This window comes from Polynucleobacter sp. MG-28-Ekke-A2 (genome assembly GCF_035012985.1).
In the GTDB taxonomy this organism is placed as follows: Bacteria; Pseudomonadota; Gammaproteobacteria; order Burkholderiales; family Burkholderiaceae; genus Polynucleobacter.
The window spans coordinates 1-15940 of the sequence record NZ_JAYGQU010000032.1 but is presented as its reverse complement, the minus strand read 5'-3'; the positions used below and the strand labels follow the sequence as shown (position 1 = coordinate 15940).

20 protein-coding genes and 1 tRNA gene are annotated in these 15940 nt (G+C 42.0%); 16 read left to right on the top strand and 5 right to left on the bottom strand.

What is annotated here, in order from left to right; genetic code table 11:
* Positions 1-64 (bottom strand): transposase (locus VC188_RS12080; protein WP_223146557.1); only part of this gene is annotated, 64 nt, incomplete at its 3' end.
* Positions 65-245: 181 nt separating this feature from the next.
* Between VC188_RS12080 and VC188_RS11525 the strand changes: the two genes are divergently transcribed.
* The 4 genes from VC188_RS11525 to VC188_RS11510 all read left to right on the top strand — a co-directional run bounded on the left by VC188_RS11525 (position 246) and on the right by VC188_RS11510 (position 5845).
* Positions 246-1574, top strand: a complete 1329-nt coding sequence (locus tag VC188_RS11525; protein ID WP_323484060.1) for an amidohydrolase family protein — start codon at positions 246-248, stop codon at positions 1572-1574.
* A 199-nt stretch (positions 1575-1773) separates the two neighbouring features.
* On the top strand, positions 1774-3453 hold the full coding sequence (locus tag VC188_RS11520) for an alpha-keto acid decarboxylase family protein (RefSeq protein ID WP_323484059.1): 1680 nt from the start codon (positions 1774-1776) through the stop codon (positions 3451-3453).
* Positions 3454-3484: 31 nt separating this feature from the next.
* A complete protein-coding gene (locus tag VC188_RS11515; RefSeq protein WP_323484058.1) occupies positions 3485-4783 on the top strand; it encodes a lipase family protein in 1299 nt (432 codons plus the stop codon).
* A 495-nt stretch (positions 4784-5278) separates the two neighbouring features.
* A complete protein-coding gene (locus tag VC188_RS11510; protein WP_323484057.1) occupies positions 5279-5845 on the top strand; it encodes a site-specific integrase in 567 nt (188 codons plus the stop codon).
* A 4-nt stretch (positions 5846-5849) separates the two neighbouring features.
* Here the strand turns inward: VC188_RS11510 and VC188_RS11505 are convergent, their stop codons facing one another.
* Positions 5850-6701 carry a hypothetical protein gene (locus VC188_RS11505; RefSeq protein ID WP_323484056.1) on the bottom strand — a complete coding sequence of 284 codons (852 nt, stop codon included), beginning with the start codon at positions 6699-6701 and terminating at the stop codon, positions 5850-5852.
* A 108-nt stretch (positions 6702-6809) separates the two neighbouring features.
* Between VC188_RS11505 and VC188_RS11500 the strand changes: the two genes are divergently transcribed.
* Both VC188_RS11500 and VC188_RS11495 read left to right on the top strand, forming a co-directional pair.
* A complete protein-coding gene (locus tag VC188_RS11500) occupies positions 6810-7772 on the top strand; it encodes a hypothetical protein (protein ID WP_323484055.1) in 963 nt (320 codons plus the stop codon).
* Positions 7773-7827: 55 nt separating this feature from the next.
* Positions 7828-8544 carry a hypothetical protein gene (locus tag VC188_RS11495; protein ID WP_133092090.1) on the top strand — a complete coding sequence of 239 codons (717 nt, stop codon included), beginning with the start codon at positions 7828-7830 and terminating at the stop codon, positions 8542-8544.
* Between the two features lie 57 nt (positions 8545-8601).
* Here VC188_RS11495 and VC188_RS11490 read toward each other — a convergent pair whose 3' ends face one another.
* On the bottom strand, positions 8602-9051 hold the full coding sequence (locus VC188_RS11490; RefSeq protein WP_323484054.1) for a hypothetical protein: 450 nt from the start codon (positions 9049-9051) through the stop codon (positions 8602-8604).
* 336 nt (positions 9052-9387) lie between these two features.
* On the opposite strand from VC188_RS11490, the gene VC188_RS11485 reads away from it, so the two are divergent.
* From VC188_RS11485 to VC188_RS11465, 5 genes are all read left to right on the top strand, one after another.
* A complete protein-coding gene (locus VC188_RS11485; protein WP_323484053.1) occupies positions 9388-9828 on the top strand; it encodes a DUF6641 family protein in 441 nt (146 codons plus the stop codon).
* 47 nt (positions 9829-9875) lie between these two features.
* Positions 9876-10022: a hypothetical protein gene (locus tag VC188_RS11480; protein WP_280742234.1), complete on the top strand. Its 147-nt coding sequence runs from the start codon at positions 9876-9878 to the stop codon at positions 10020-10022.
* A 13-nt stretch (positions 10023-10035) separates the two neighbouring features.
* Entirely contained in the window at positions 10036-10212 is a 177-nt protein-coding gene (locus VC188_RS11475; RefSeq protein ID WP_323484052.1) for a hypothetical protein, read from the top strand.
* A gap of 375 nt (positions 10213-10587) precedes the next feature.
* Positions 10588-11802: a tyrosine-type recombinase/integrase gene (locus VC188_RS11470; RefSeq protein WP_323484051.1), complete on the top strand. Its 1215-nt coding sequence runs from the start codon at positions 10588-10590 to the stop codon at positions 11800-11802.
* A gap of 43 nt (positions 11803-11845) precedes the next feature.
* Positions 11846-12532: a hypothetical protein gene (locus tag VC188_RS11465; RefSeq protein WP_323484050.1), complete on the top strand. Its 687-nt coding sequence runs from the start codon at positions 11846-11848 to the stop codon at positions 12530-12532.
* A gap of 124 nt (positions 12533-12656) precedes the next feature.
* On the opposite strand, the gene VC188_RS11460 is transcribed toward VC188_RS11465, so the two are convergent.
* Positions 12657-13241: a site-specific integrase gene (locus VC188_RS11460; RefSeq protein ID WP_323484049.1), complete on the bottom strand. Its 585-nt coding sequence runs from the start codon at positions 13239-13241 to the stop codon at positions 12657-12659.
* A 347-nt stretch (positions 13242-13588) separates the two neighbouring features.
* On the opposite strand from VC188_RS11460, the gene VC188_RS11455 reads away from it, so the two are divergent.
* A complete protein-coding gene (locus tag VC188_RS11455) occupies positions 13589-13918 on the top strand; it encodes a hypothetical protein (RefSeq protein WP_323484048.1) in 330 nt (109 codons plus the stop codon).
* A 387-nt stretch (positions 13919-14305) separates the two neighbouring features.
* Here the strand turns inward: VC188_RS11455 and VC188_RS11450 are convergent, their stop codons facing one another.
* Positions 14306-14611: a hypothetical protein gene (locus VC188_RS11450; RefSeq protein ID WP_323484047.1), complete on the bottom strand. Its 306-nt coding sequence runs from the start codon at positions 14609-14611 to the stop codon at positions 14306-14308.
* Between the two features lie 144 nt (positions 14612-14755).
* Here VC188_RS11450 and VC188_RS11445 point away from each other — a divergent pair, with 144 nt between their 5' ends.
* The 4 genes from VC188_RS11445 to VC188_RS11430 all read left to right on the top strand — a co-directional run bounded on the left by VC188_RS11445 (position 14756) and on the right by VC188_RS11430 (position 15792).
* Positions 14756-15196 carry a DUF6641 family protein gene (locus tag VC188_RS11445; RefSeq protein WP_323484046.1) on the top strand — a complete coding sequence of 147 codons (441 nt, stop codon included), beginning with the start codon at positions 14756-14758 and terminating at the stop codon, positions 15194-15196.
* A gap of 47 nt (positions 15197-15243) precedes the next feature.
* On the top strand, positions 15244-15390 hold the full coding sequence (locus VC188_RS11440; RefSeq protein ID WP_323484045.1) for a hypothetical protein: 147 nt from the start codon (positions 15244-15246) through the stop codon (positions 15388-15390).
* Positions 15391-15403: 13 nt separating this feature from the next.
* Positions 15404-15580, top strand: coding sequence for a hypothetical protein (locus VC188_RS11435; RefSeq protein WP_323484044.1), 177 nt, complete (start codon positions 15404-15406; stop codon positions 15578-15580).
* A gap of 136 nt (positions 15581-15716) precedes the next feature.
* Positions 15717-15792, top strand: a tRNA-Phe gene (locus VC188_RS11430).
* Positions 15793-15940: the final 148 nt, after the last annotated feature.

Here is a 15940-nt window from a genome sequence, read left to right as displayed (position 1 = left end):
GTTCAACTACCTGTTTGACTGCCTCTAACTTGAACTCTTCAGTAAACCGTCTTCTTGTACTCATGACACACCTCCTAATAGACTAAATATTAGGCTAGAAAGTGTCTATAGAAGTAGTAGCGATTCATAATGTGATCTAAAGTTAGCCTGGCGGAATGGGATTTAAAGGACCTAAAAAAATGAGTTGGCTTCGGTTTTAGTCTGCTATAGTTTTTGTAATTAAATTCATCAATACAGCTATATCTATGAAAAAAATTTGTAAAGTATTAGTTATTTCCAGCACTCTTTTCAGTGCCGCAGCTTATTCTCAAAATGCTCCACAAGCAACTCTCTATCAAAATGTTCGCATATTTGATGGTGTATCAGATAAATTGACCGCCCCTATGAATGTTTTGATTGCTGGCAATAAGATCAAATCCGTTTCTAGTAGCCCAATCCCTGTTCCTAAAGATTCAGAAGTCTTCGTTATTAATGGTAATGGCCGCACATTAATGCCGGGCTTAATTGATGCTCACGTCCACCTTACTTTCAGTGGAGTTACTCCAGAAGAATTGATGGGGCCTGGCGCTAGTCCAGCCCTTATTCAGAAAAAGGCGGCTGAACAGGCGCAACTGATGTTAATGCGTGGCTTTACTACAGCAAGAGATATGGCTGGGCCAGTACTTCAGGTTAAGGCTGATATTGATTCTGGTAAAGCAATAGGTCCTCGCATCTATCCTAGCGGCGCAATCATTTCACAAACATCAGGCCATGGCGACATTAGTCCGCCAGACGCCCTCCCTTACAGTTTGGGAGGCCCAGTGCCGCCTGGCAATCTGATACGCGCATCCATTATTGCGGATGGTCGCCCCCAAGTTTTGGCTGCAGCCCGATTTAATTTGCGCCAAGGCGCCTCCCAAATCAAAATGGCGGCAAGTGGTGGCGTTTCATCTGATCACGATCCATCATGGGTCACAGAATATACCCCGGATGAGCTGAGGGCAGGCGTTGAGGCCGCGACAAACTTTGGCACTTATGTCACTGTTCATGCTTACACCCCGGAATCCGTTCGTAATTCTGTTAATGCCGGTGTAAAGGTAATTGAGCATGGACAAAATTTAGATGAAGCTACCGTTAAATATTTGGCTGATAAAAACATTTGGTTGAGTACGCAAATACTCGAAGAGAGCACTGATCCTCCCCTGGATCTTGCTAAATTAGATTTAGTCACCGCTAACCAAAGCAATGTTTGGAAATGGGCTCTTAAACATAAGGTGAAGTTGGCTTGGGGTACCGATCGAGTCATGATTCCCCAAAATATGTATTTAGAAAATGCCGACATAGTAAAGTTGCGTCAATGGATGACGCCGGCGCGCGCTCTCAAAATGGTCACTCACGATAATGCTGAACTGTGCGCATTATCAGGCAGGCGCAATCCTTATCCCGGCAAACTGGGCGTTGTTCAAGAAGGAGCTTATGCTGATTTACTTTTGGTGGATGGCGACCCAATAGCGAATTTTGACATTATTGCGGATCCAAATAAGAATTTTCGCGTGATCATGAAAGATGGAAAAATTTATAAAAACACTTTGTAAGCCAAACTCTCTCAGCAAATAAAGACATCTACGGTACTGGTCACTTACACCCTGGATCGCGAAGAAATATTTAAACCACCTTCTGGTGGTTTTTCTTTATCTTTGCACGGCGCTTGCCTGGTGCCACTTAAAGGCAGGCAGGGGTATATCTACGCATAGTTTCTATTAGAATATTGATAAAAATTGTTAAGGATTAGTTATGGCCCAAAACGTCCCCACCGTTGTAGAGTATGCCGTTAACCGTTTAGCTGATTTAGGTATTGATCGTGCTTTTGGGGTGCCCGGTGACTATGCTTTCCCATTTGACGATGCGCTCGAGAAATGTGATCGTTTGGAGTGGGTGGCTTGTGCAAATGAGCTCAATGCAGCATACGCCGCTGACGGTTATTCACGGGTTTATGGGGCATCCATTCTTTCAACGACTTATGGCGTAGGTGAGCTAAGTGCTCTCAATGGCGTGATGGGCGCTAAATCTCAGCGCCTACCGGTTTTCTTTCTTGTCGGCTCGCCAAGCACTCAAATTCAACGCCAAGGTCTTGTCACCCACCATACCTTGGGCGATGGCGTGTATAACAATTTTCAGTCTATTTCTGCGGCTGCTTGCTGTGTCTCAGCAAACTTGACGCCTGATAACGTAGTTGAAGAAATGGAGCGAGTCATTCGTGATGCGTTACGTTTCAGTGAGCCAGCTTACATTATTGTGCCGATGGATTATGCGGTTATGCCAATTAATGGCGCGCCTATTAAAGGGCTGCCATTGGCATCCGTTAAAAGAGCTAAGAGCGATCCGGTCAGTCTGGTGGCGGCGATTAATTTTGTGATGGGCAAGGTAAATACTGCAAAAAGTATTGTTGCGCTATCTTCAAACCTCATCGCTAGCTATGGCTTAACCAAACAATTTAATGATTTCTTAAACAAGTCCAATATTGCTTTTGCGGCAACACCAATGGGTAAGGGAGTTGTTTCAGAATCTCACCCTAATTACTTAGGGATATACAGCGGCGTGACATCCACGCCAAAAGATTTGAAATCGGTAGTGGAGAGCTCCGATTTAGTCTTCGATATTGGCGGCCTGATTCCTGAGGATATAAACACTGGTAACTGGACAAACAATCTCAACCCAGAAAAAACAATCGTTCTTGGAGATCATTACGTAAAACTAGGCGGCACTATTTTTACTGGGGTAGCGCTAGAAGATGTACTCATGGGTATTACCCAGTGTATTAAGCCAGTCACAAAACTAGCAACAAATGAAAAGCTTTCCTTATTCCCTATGACTGGAAATCCATCAGATCCGACCAGTTCGGCTAATTTCTATCCACGTTTGCAAAAGATGCTGCGCTCCGGAGATGTTCTAGTAGCAGAAACCGGTACCTGCATGTTGTATATGAGTCCCATGTTATTACCAGAGGGTGTGGGCTTTCAGACTCAGGCTTTGTGGGGCTCTATAGGCTGGGCTACACCAGCAACCGAGGGTGTCTGTATGGCCAATAAGAATGGGCGCACCATTGTTGTTACTGGTGACGGCTCTCACCAGTTGACTGCCAATGAAATCGGCACCATGGGTCGTTATGGCATCAAGCCGATTATTTTTGTTCTCAACAACGCCCTCTATGGAGTAGAAATTGTGGTGAGCGAAGTAGGTTGGAAATACGATGATTTGGCAAAATGGAATTACGCCCAGATTCCAGCGGCAATGGGTTGTAGCAATTGGTTCTGCGCTAAGGTATCCACAGTAGCTGAATTAGATACGGCTATTGAAAAAGCAAACTCTTTTGATGGCGCTTCCTATATTGAGGTGATGATTCCCGCATCTGAGAGTCAGCCTGTGCCTAAGCAGCTTCAAGACCATGTTTACAAAGCCAATATTCCCGCTTAATTTAAATTTCTTTTTTTACTAAAAGGCTCGTATGAAAAAAATTCTCTCTAACTTAGCCGCTGGTGCCTTACTAGGCATTAGTTTCTCAGCAGCCCATGCTGACCCACCAATGCGGCCCTTTTATGCTGCTGTTATGAAAATGGCTCCCGAAGGTAAATTGGGTCAAGTAATCAAACAAGAAAAGATTGCAACATCAATCAAGGGTGCGCAGGCATGGAAGATTGCCTATATTTCTTCAGACGTTTCAGGCCGTAAAACCATTTCAACTGGTATGGTGGTTGCTCCTACGGGTGCAGCTCCAGCAAGCGGTCGCCCAGTTATGACTTGGGCGCATGGAACAACGGGCTCAGCACAAAACTGTGGTCCATCACAAGTTATTGATCCTGCGGTTCCATTAAATGAGTACTTCTTAGTTGGTGGTAACTCCTGGACTGACTACGGCATTCCTGCGGCAGAAGAGTTCATCAAAGAAGGTTATGTTCTGGTTGCAACCGATTACCAAGGACTGGGTGGTGGCGGAAGGCATCAATACAGCGTTGCTGCTACCAATGGTATGGACACACTCAATGCTGCGCGTGCTGCAGTTTCCATGAAAGAAACAGGCGCCAATAAAAAGACCTTAGTTTATGGTTGGTCTCAAGGTGGTGGAGCAACAATCGCATTGGCCGGTATGCCTGATTACATTAAGCAAACTGGCACAGCTGCTGATAACCTCGATGTTGTGGGATTTGTAGCCTTAGCGCCTCAGGACATTTCTATACTTGCGCCAGCTGGCAAACTTGACCAAGCTGCTGCTGATAAGTATTTCCAAGACTCTCAAAAAATGTTCTTGGATAACGTCTTTAATTTCACCCACGCAACCATGTTTTATTGGGGCACACAAGCTGCATTTCCTAACCTCAAGTTATCGGATATTTTTACCGATGAGGGTGTCAAGGTTGCTAACGAGATTTACCTAAATAAGTGCATGCATACTGCTAGCGACACATTTAACTTTAACTATGGCTCCAGCTATTCAACATTGCTAAAGCAAAAACCAGCCAATACGGTTGCTTGGGCTGACGCAATGCAAAAAGGCGGGGTACCCGTAGCTAAGCCAGTCGCCCCTATTCAAATTTACTTCGGCTCAAAAGATACGGCTGTTCCTCCAATCATGCATAAGCTCTATCAAGAGCAAGCATGTAAATTGGGTGGCAATGTGGGAAGAATGCAGCTACCTGGTGAGCAGTCTCACTTCACGACACCAGGTTCATCCAAGCCGTTCTATTTGGCCTGGGTAAAAGACCGTATAGCTGGCAAGCCACTGGCTAATGCCTGCCCTCAAAACTAATTCCCCATTCATCTTATATGGGCCCTCACTAGAAATGGTGGGGGTTTGTGCTTTTGGAGTCCCAGACGCAGCTGAGGAATGCTTCGCCTAAGACTGCTATGGGTCGAAAGTTGCCAGCGGTAAATGGGTAATAAAAACGACGGCTTTTAAGTAATAAGCAGTCGTTAAGTAAGGTGTCGTGTTCAACACGACATCACAACCCCCTCAAAAACCGTCTATATGCAAACTAATTGCGGTGCCAAATAGCTGTGTATCAGAGAACCCCTGTTTTAAGCTTGTAGCGTAGATTTGAAGTGTTTGCTGAAATTCGTCGTCTTTATCCCACGATTTGAATAAATACATTTAACTCCGCCAAAGATTATTGCTATTTTCTTTGGCGGAGCTAAATGCTAAGTCATTGATTCTTGGAAAGATTATTGATCACACATTTTGGTCGTCCTTTGGAGCAAAAGAATACAAACTGCATACACAGTTTTATTTATCTAAAGGACAAAAATGGCTCAAGCAAAAACACTCACCACAAATGAATTAGAACAAGTCTTACGTTTCATCAGCAGTACAACTTATGCAGAACGCAATCGCGTAATGTTGCTCATGGGATATTGGGCGGGACTTCGCGTTAAAGAAATTGCCCAATTAAAAATGGGGGATGTATTAAATGAAGATGGCACGATTAAAAGTGAAATTCGTTTAAGTGCACAGCAAACTAAAGGTAATGATGGCAGAACGGTATTCTTGCCAGCAAAGCTAAAAGAAGAATTGGCCGTGTATCTCAAAACTCGACATATCACTATGCCTGATATTCCCTTATTCCACACATCTAAGCGTTTGGGCTGGACACCCAATACCTTATGCCAGCACTTCTTTTGGCTTTATAAGAAAGCGGGTATTGCGGGTGCTAGTAGCCACAGTGGTCGTAGGCAATTTATTACGACCTTGGCAAATAAGGGCATCTCTGTGCGTATTTTGGCTAGCTTAGCGGGACATAAGAGTATTGCTGTAACGCAGAAATACATTGATGTGAACGACGATATGAAAAGAGCGGCTGTTGAACTGATATGAGCACTCAATCACCGTAGCGGGATTTGCGTGCTGATCTGGTTTGTCGCTCTATCCACGGATGATTGTCTGTGCAAGGAAATCGCCCTTCAGTAGCGTGCGCCGTTAAGTTCTTGGCTTTTTCTAAATACTCGCTCACTGCAGAAGACATTTTTATGCGTTTTTCGTTGACCTCAATAGCTCTATCTGAATGGATTACATTGAGCTTGGGGTTAATTCTCAGCTCTTCCCCTATTTCATACAGTAGTGCTTCGCCTTGCTTAGATTTTTCGAGAAACAAGCGATAAACATCCAAGCAAATATTGAGTGAGACAGAGGTGAGTTTGCGGGACTCCATGCGTACAGGCGCTGTGCTCGCATGCCAACGATCAAAGTCTTTGTAATGAGGATGGTGTAGCTCCAATAAGTTATCAAACTGCGCTCGCAATGTTTTGGGCGAGACATTGAGCGGAATTTCCAAATGCAGCACTTTGACATCCTCACCAAAGTCATCTGTTTCATTGTTTACAGAAACTTTATTAAATGGCTTTTTTTCAGCAAAGATGCCATAGCCCACTTCAATCCACCATGTATCAAATGTGACATTGCGTAAGTCACCAAATAATTCAAATGTGCGTTTTGCTTCATCACTGGGGAATTCATTAATTTCACAAAGTAATTGATAGTGCGGTGAGAGCTGCAGGGCATTAAACCAAGTTTCGTATAGCGTTCCTTTAGCTCTCTCTAGTGACTCAGGAATGCTGTGGCTCTTAAAGCGCACATCCTCAGGCAACCCTTTGAAGAACAACTGTGCTTGACCAGCCTTGGGTTTAGGCGCTTTTTTGACTGGTGGTTTTGCGGGTGATTTAGGTAGTTCCATATTCTTCAAAACCCTAAAAAGAAGCCTCAGATTGGCTTGATCATCTTATTTAACGCGACCAAAAGCATATTGCAAATACGGAAGCGCTATTAAGAAAGGTAACAAATCATGACAAATTTGATCATTGATTCTACTGTAGCAAACTCAGTAAACCCATCCATCAACTTGGCTGCTCTTGGCGTGCCTAGCAATGTTGTCGTGTCAAACACGACACCTGTTGTTCAGCCTAGCGCATTTGAGCAATTGAAGTCTTTGGAGTCAGCTCGCATCAGTTGGGAAACAGTTGAGCTTGCTCAGTCTAATAATCGCTTGTATAGCATTTTGAAGCAGGCTTACAGCTTTTATCTAGTTATGAAGCAAGATGCTGACAAAGAAGTGCGCGAAGCCAAGCTAGAGGCGATGGAAGCATTCATCGCTGACAAGGGCTATACCAATAGCTTTGGCGCCACAACACACGATATGACCCGTGTTGTTAAGTGTGTATTTGGTGTTGATCGTCGTCGTGTTTCAGCATATTCAATTGCTTTGCGTGAAGCTTTACGACAAGAAGTTGGTGCTGAAGACTTGGTTGCATTTTTGCAAGACAACGGTGGTGTTGAGCAAATTCGTATGGGCGGCACTAAGCCTTTGTCAGCCACTAAGCGAGCTGCGCTAGTTAAAGCCGAAGTAAGCGAAGCTGTTCTAAATACAGTTAAGTTTGATGCCTCAGTAGTGAGCGCAAATGCTGACTGGGTAGATAAGCAAGTGGTGTTTGTGGCTACTTACTTGCCTACAGGCGAATTTGAAGTAAATGCTGTTATTCGCCATGATGGGGCAGTTAATACAGCACTAGCGGCTTATTACAGCTCTAAACAGGCAAAGATTCGCGCTGATCTAAAGGCAGATAAGGATGCAGAAAAGGAGCTTGCCAAAGAATTGGCAGGACAAGAAAAAGTCCTAAAGTCTGCAACAAAAAAAGAACAGAAGTTGGCAGAGCAATTTGTAAAAGTGCAAGCTGAAAAAGCTGAGGCTGAGCGTAAAGCGGCAAATTTAGCTCATGTAAGCACTTTGTTTGAAGAAGTAATTGCTTAACAAAAATAAGGGGGGGCGAAAGCCCTCCCTATTCCTTTACGAAATGGAGATCGAAATGAATGGATTAAATCCAAATTGTTTGAATGACTTTTTATTTTCTAGTGCAACTGAAAAGCAGAAGCTGGAATATATTTTGTCTCAAAAAATGCCTTTTCCTTTTGCTGGAAAAAATGGCATTCTTTTGCATGGCACTTGGGGTACTGGTAAAAGCACCTTGGCTGAACTATTGCCTGAATTATTTGAGGCAAGTCATGCTGGTGAATGGAACTTATCGCAAAACATTTGCGAAATGCCTGCAGCAAACCGTGATAGTGTAATGACTGATATGTTTCGTTGTGGTGGTGGTTTAAGCATTACCAGTATTGCAAATGCCGTATATGCAAGTGCTGACAAGGTGTCGATTTGGCATCAATCTAATCATCATTATTTTGTATTTGATGAGGTGGATAAATTAACTGTTGGTGCTCAGCAATCACTTAAAGCAGTAATGGGGGTAAAGCGTTGTATGTTTTTCTATACAACAAATTATCTTAATAAAGTGGATGTCGGCATTCAAAACCGCTGTCACCTTATAGAAATGAATCAAGTAGTGGATTTAGCCAGTTATGTCCCGCTTGGACAAGCCATTCTTAAAGTAATGGGATTGCCTTCAATGGCGATGAATTCCCAAGCAATTGAAGCTATAGCTGGAAAAGCAAAAGGCTCTATGCGTAATTTTATGGATGAGATAGTTTTTTCAGCAGTAGGTTTAGGCGGTGTTATGCCTCAATAAGCAATATGCAAGACCACAGCCACTGTCGTGTTTGGCACGACAGTGGTTTTTTCTTGCCTACCAGCTGGCTAATTCACAATTAGTAGCCAATAACTCCGCTACATTCTTTCCAGCTACCGCTTTGCAAGGTTTCGCTGTCAGTTGCCAGCTATCTTCCACTCCCACTTCGCTATCTACAATACACAGTATTAACTTATTAGTCTTCATATCTAAAGTGCTAAAGCCATACACAGGTGTTTTTGCCTTGCTTACTAAGTCATAACGCACTACCCAACTGACTAGTGTGTCTTTATCGACTTCGTCACGCACTTGATTGACGATATCGAGCTGGTTTTCTTTAGCTAAAAACTCCCAATACTCATAAGTATAAAAATCCAAGACATATTTGACTTTGGGTTTTTTAATATCTGCCGCGGCATTAAACAGGGCTTGATGGCGCACACCTTTTGCGTAGGTGGTGCCATATTTTGTGTTTTGATATAGACGGACTGCGATTTCTTTCTGCATATTGATTTCTCCTTATTGGTTGCAGTGAGTGGCAGAAGAAGTTGCAGATTTCAAAAGAAGGTTGCTTGTTTCGGGTTGCGTAGTTACGAGTCAGAGTTACTCATTTGTCCCAAGTAGTAACTCAATAGCAACTATCGAAACTAGCAACTACTTCTTTACAGCGACTCTTTAGTAACTCATTCGCAACTCACTTCGCCACTCACACTTATTTAGCTTTGATAAAGGAAATCAAACAAAAATAATGGCAATATTTGGTGGTTTTGGACAAATTGAGGTCGACCAAATCGCATATCAGGTAATAAATTAAATGTGCCCATTAACAAACAAGGAGAAGCAATGAGCACATTAGAAACCCTCAAGCTAACAACAGCTAAAAAACCAACCCATATTCCTGCCGTCGTATTTCGCAGGAACAAACTTTCTAGCAAGTTGTGGGAGCAAATCCAGCTAGCTAAAAGTCATATAGACGGCACGCCATTTGTTGTGACTAAGTTCAAAAGCGTTAAAGATAAAGAAACTGGTTTGCGTCGCCAAGTAGAAATTCCCAAGCGTATTCGCGAGTGGTGGTTTAAGAATGAAGCTGGCAAAGTCTGCGTGTCAGTCAAATACGGCACTAAAGTGATTGAGCTTGCTAAAGGCAAGCACAGCGTTGAGTGCGACACAGCACAAGGTTTAATTAAAGCGTTAGAGACTATTAAAAGTGCGGTGGAGTTGGGTGAGCTTGATACGCAGATTGCAACGGCAAGCGTGAATTTGCGTAAAGGTTTTGGAAAGTAATTTCTCGCTGTAGTGTCGTGCTTTGTACGGCACTACTAAATACTTGTATGCACAAATACAAAGCAACAGTTAAAGCAAGCGGACTATGGACAGAAACAATCGTGTTTGCACAAAATCAAGCGCAAGCGTATGCATTGTTTAAGTCCATTTTCGGCACGGCAAATGTGCCACATCAGCCAAGCCAAGTAGCATAAGGGATACAGCCATATGCGTATTAAAGAGATAGAACAGAGGATTAAAACAAGTCCGCTTACGCCGCAACAAGCACGCTTAGACGCATTAAAAACGCAGAAAGACAATGTCAGCAAAGCGTTAGACAGCGAACGCAAGCGTCAAAAAGTAGTTAAAGCACAGCAAAACCTAACTAAAGCCTTGTCTGCGTAAGCAGGAAAAGCAAAGCACCGTTGAACAGGATTAAACATCCTTAACCGCCGTAGGATTAAGCAAATACAAGGCGATGCAGTACAGTTGCACACATTTTTACAAGCTCAACACACTTTCATTTATAATTCCAAGTCTTGGCCTGGTAGCTCAGTCGGTAGAGCAGAGGATTGAAAAAAATATTTTTCGCTGTTTGACAGTTGTAAACATTAGTCAAAAGCTCCTCTTCACAGCGCCGTTCAATTCGCAGAAAAATCTGCGGCACTCAATAAAAAAACCACACACTTAATTTTGTTCGCAGAGTATTGCGTGGGATTTTTGCGACGATAAAAACTAATCGTCGCCCAAGTTGGCATTTGAAAACATACTTGCGTATATATGTCATCGCTACAACAATTATTTACAACACAGTTTGACGCTAACGCTATTAAACAAGTAAAGCTGATGGACGGCAAAGCCTTATTGTATAAGCGTCCGCAGTCGGTGCAGTGGCAAGTGCGATTTAAGTTAGCGAACAACAAGTGGCACAGCACGACAACAAATACAGCAGACATAGAGCAAGCAAAAGTTAATGCGATTGCAATTATTGAAACAGTCAAAATAAAAACAGATGCTGGCTTGGCAATCACAACAAAAACATTTAAGCAGATAGCATTAGATGAAATTGCAAATATGAGTAGAGCATTGGATAACAACAGTGGTCGTCGTTGTTATAGAGATTACATTTTTGCAATCAACAAATATCTCATTCCTTTTTTTGGCGCCTACGAAATAGAAAACATTACAACAGAGATGCTTGCAGATTTTGATGCGTGGCGAATTACTGAAATGAATAAAGATCCGATGGCAAGTACGAAACGCAATCACGCAAGTGCATACATTCGTGTTGTGAATTTAGCGAGAGAGCGTGGCTATGTTGCACACAATCGTGCTGTGCCAATGTTAGACAGCAAAGGCAGGCGTAGTCAGCCTCGCCCAGCTTTTAGTAAAGAAGAAATAATTGAGTTGATAAGTTATACAGAGACTTGGGTAAAGAGTAGTTATACGGAACGCACAAGACTAATGCGAACGCTGTGCGTAGCTTATATAGAATTTTTGGTGAACACAGGAGTAAGGCACGGTACAGAAGCACTACGCTTGCGATGGAAGCACTTGCAATGGCATTGGATAGGTAATAAAAAGTATTTGCGTGTTTGGGTAAGTGGCAAGACTGGTCCACGCTATCTAATTGCTAAGCACGAAGTGATAAAAGTATTTGAGCGTCTAATGCGTTGGCACAAGTTGGACTACACAAACTTAAATGGACTAATTGAAGCAAAGCTAGATAAAGCTATCTTCTGTTTGCCTGACAATACGCAGATAAGCAATATGGAAAACATATTTAGAAACTTAATGGTGCGAAGCAGTATGCGTAAGGACGGTGGTGGATTAAACCGAACTCTATACAGCTTGCGTCATACCTACGCGACTTTTGCGTTAGCAAGTGGCATTGATATACATACGCTTGCACGGCAAATGGGAACTAGCGTGAATATGATTGAACGGCACTACAGCAAAATGACGGCAACAATGGCAGCAGATAGATTGGCATAACAATGTAATATTGGTTATCTGCTTACTTTTTGTATATGTAAATATGCCACGCTTTAATAACGAAACACGCAAGAAGCGAATTAAAGAGCTTATGCGTATGTTGGAAAAAGGTTTAGAAGTTGCACCACGTGATTTTGCAATTGCAGTAGGTAAGGACTTTGCAAAATTAAATGACAAGCGTTGGGCAGAGCAAAAAGAGTTGAGAAATATAGAAGTGCCAAGTGCGGTAAAAGAGTATGAGCAAATGCTACAAGAAGCAGTGATGTGGCACGGAAAATTGGATAGCTATAGCGGACGCAATCCCAAGGTTGGCAAAGTAATTGTCAATCGCATTAAAAAAGCAGACGAGATTAAAAATAAGACTGACGGCTTATTTGAGCGTACATACGAAAAACTACAAGAAATTATTAGCGAAGACAAAACATTGGCAGTATGGTTTGACAGAGACATTGATTTTAGTTTTGACAGTGATATAAGTTTGGATAGCGATGGTATGCCACGCTTGATTACAAGCAAGAGTGCGAATAATTTGGCACAAGGACGATTACAGCAATTACACGGATGGAAAACAAAAGCACAAGTGAAGTTAGATGTAATGGCATTAGCGTTAGAAGAATTGGTAAAGCAAGAACGCACAGCAGAAGAAATTGAAGCAGAGTTAAAACAAAACCAACAACAAGCAGAGAAGTTAAAAGGAATGCTTGCTAAGTTGAAGAAGCAAGGCGAGTAAGGATGGTTTGGCTGACTACACAGCTAAAAAACCTACACATAAAGCCCAATAGCCATAAGCCTTTTATATGTATGTTTTTCGACTGTGTGCCTGACCATCAAATCCTTGCCAACCAAGTAATCCATCACACCACAGCCAAATTCTCCACAGCGTTTCTCATAAGCTCACTATTGCAGTCGATATAGCATTGCACGCTACTAAGTGCTTTATGTCCGCTTAATCCCATAATCACTCTTACGCCGATACCTTTGTTTGCAAGCGTGGTTATGAAGGTACGACGCGACGAATGTGAGCTTGCTCCATCCAACCCAACACGCTTGTACAAATAGTGAAAGTGCTGTGTGAGTGTATTTGCCGTAAAGCCGTCGCTATCCTTCTTTTGACTATAGAAGAACTTATTGCTTGGATTTGCGTTGGCATATACCCTTGCGTATTGCTGTAGTTCTTTACGCAACTTCTCGTTCACAAATACCGTTCTTGCCTCATTAGTCTTTGTATTCTCTGCCAATAAGCGTATTTCGTTCTTTATGTTGCCTTCGCTATCTACAACATCTTTAATTCTTAAACTTGCTACCTCGCTGACACGCATTCCCGTATTAAACATAATTAACACTAACGCTCTATTGCGTTGTGAGTGTTTTCTTGTTGAACAGTAATCAAGTACTTTACGGATTTCTGTGCTGTTTAGAACCTTTGCTTGCTTAGTCATAACTTTTTCCTTCTTTAACCAAATGTTTGCTAAGCGTTTAATGTATTTTCTTTTGTATCTTTCTGCGACCGTTTCGTGTGTATATACTGTCAAATTAAATTCTTTCCAATAATCAATGAGATATGTAGGTTTTGACGAGAAACCAAATGTTCCTCACATAACATTACATATTGATATTTATTGCAGATGTGGGATTTTGACTACAGAATGCATAGACTTGCATATAGCGTCTGCACGCTGTTTGAGTGCTTCGCTGCTGTTTGCTATTAGCCGATGCTTATTAAGCGTGTATAGCGTGGATTTGAGTGCTAATATTTAAGTTATTAAATTTAGAATGGGAATTGCAAATGAAGGCTAACAGTTTATTTTTTATTTCAATAATTTTGTGTAGCTTAAATGTAAAGGCGGGAGTGCCCACAGAAAGTCAATGTCCGAATTATAAAGTGACAAGAAATGCAGCTATAACTGCACTAGCCGAACCAACGTATGTTTGCTCAGATATGATGCGGGATGAAAAGTATTCCAGCTTAAATTTCAAAACATTTTTTGATAAGGCTACTGGTAGGTGTATGTTAAGCATTGGTATTTCCGGTGTTGTTAATGGAAATAGCAAAACTTGTAATGTAACTAGAAAAGTTAAAGAGGTAGAAGATGGCAAGGTTACATTCATAGAGTAGAAGGCAATCTACTTCGTCGCTTGCCGTGTCTTCGCTAAAGCTATCGCTTTCGCTCGCCACATTTATTCCAACTCATTATTGTTTTGCTTTTGCTTTGTTGTTTGACTGATTTTGGAGCAAACAACGGCTATATGCGACTTATATAAAAGTAGCATTGATAGTCGTCGTTTGTATGTAATGTTCTGATTCCATCGCATACAACTGTAAAAGAATTTAACAAGAGACGAATGTATTAAAACTCTCAACCAGTTTTTGCATTGATTTGCTAAACAGTAATTCTGCGGCTCGCTCATATGTATCGCAACCTTTACAGCGATTGCTATACGAGCACGAAGTCATTAGCCGTTATATTCCACTTCGTGTTTTTGTCCTTTATTGCACAGCGACTTATCTGTGTATGTCTGTTGTTTTATGTTGCCTAAATAATTTTCTGTTCGTCCGTTTGCCTAAATTGAGCACCTTGTAAGCCATCGCCCTACAAGCCTTGTTATGCCTTGCTCTTATCTGCACGGTTTTTGTATATGTCATTAGTAAATTGCGTTCGTCGCTGTTTAACCATTCTGCGTGATGTTTGAGTAAGTTAGTCGCAACCATCTGTGCTTGCTGTAAACATAAGTCCATTTTGTCCATATGCTTTATTGCAATACCATTTTGCTTTAACCAATCATTTGCTACTTGTTCGTCATTACGCATACAAATATTTATCAACAACCAAATATTCCTTAATATTTGCTGTCCATTTCTTACATATGACTAGGAATTGCACGGCAAATTCAGGTTGTCCTCACCATATTTCCGAAATTACAGTAATTGAACTTACTAACAAAGGAGATTGATATGAGCACATTAGATGGATTAAAACTTAGCACAGCAAAAAAACCAGCACATATTCCGCAAGTTGTATTTCGTCGAAATAAGTTGTCCAATAAACTTTGGGAGCAAATTCAGTTAGCTAAAAGTCAAATTGATGGTACTGCCTTTGCTGTTAAAAAGTTCCGTACAGTAAAGGACAAAGAGACTGGTTTGCGTAAAAGCGTGGAAGTGAATAAGCGTCTGCGTGAGTGGTGGTTTAAGAATGAGCAAGGCAAAGTTTGCGTCAGTATCAAATATGGCAGTCAGCTTATTGAGTTGGCAAAAGGTAAGCACAGCGTAGAGTGCGATACGGCACAAGGTTTAATCAAAGCATTGGAGACTATTAAAAGTGCTGTGGAGTTGGGTGAGCTTGACACACAGATTGCAACTGCAAGCGTGAATTTGCGTAAAGGATTTGGAAAGTAATTTCTCGCTGTAGTGTCGTGCAAAGCACGGCACTACTAAATACTTGTATGCACAAATACAAAGCAACAGTTCGAGCAAGTGGACTATGGACAGAAACAATCGTGTACGCACAAAATCAAGCACAAGCGTATGCATTGTTTAAGTCCATTTTCGGCACGGCAAATGTGCCCCACCAGCCAAGCCAAGTAGCATAAGGGATACAGCCATATGCGTATTAAAGAGATAGAACAGAGGATTAAAACAAGTCCGCTTACACCGCAACAAGCACGCTTAGACACATTAAAGAAGCAGAAAGACAATGTCAGCAAAGCGTTAGACAGCGAAAGAAAGCGTCAAAAAGTAACGAAAGCACAGCAAAACTTACGCAATGCATTATCTGCGTAAGCAGGAAAAGCAGAACACCGTTAAACAGGATTAAACATCCTTAACTGCCGTAGGATTAAGCAAATACAAGGCGATTGAGTACAGTTGCACACATTTGTGTAGCTTGATTGCAGTTTCATTTATAATTCCTAGTCTTGGCCTGGTAGCTCAGTCGGTAGAGCAGAGGATTGAAAATCCTTGTGTCGGTGGTTCGATTCCGCCCCGGGCCACCAAGAATTCAAAAAGAGAGCTTCTTGAACTGACCCACAAAAGTTGGACACCCAATCCAACTTTAAAGGGTCAGTCTCATGTCCAAATACAGCAAAGACTTCAAGCTAGAGGTCATCAATCACTACCTGTCAGGCAAAGAAGGATTTACAG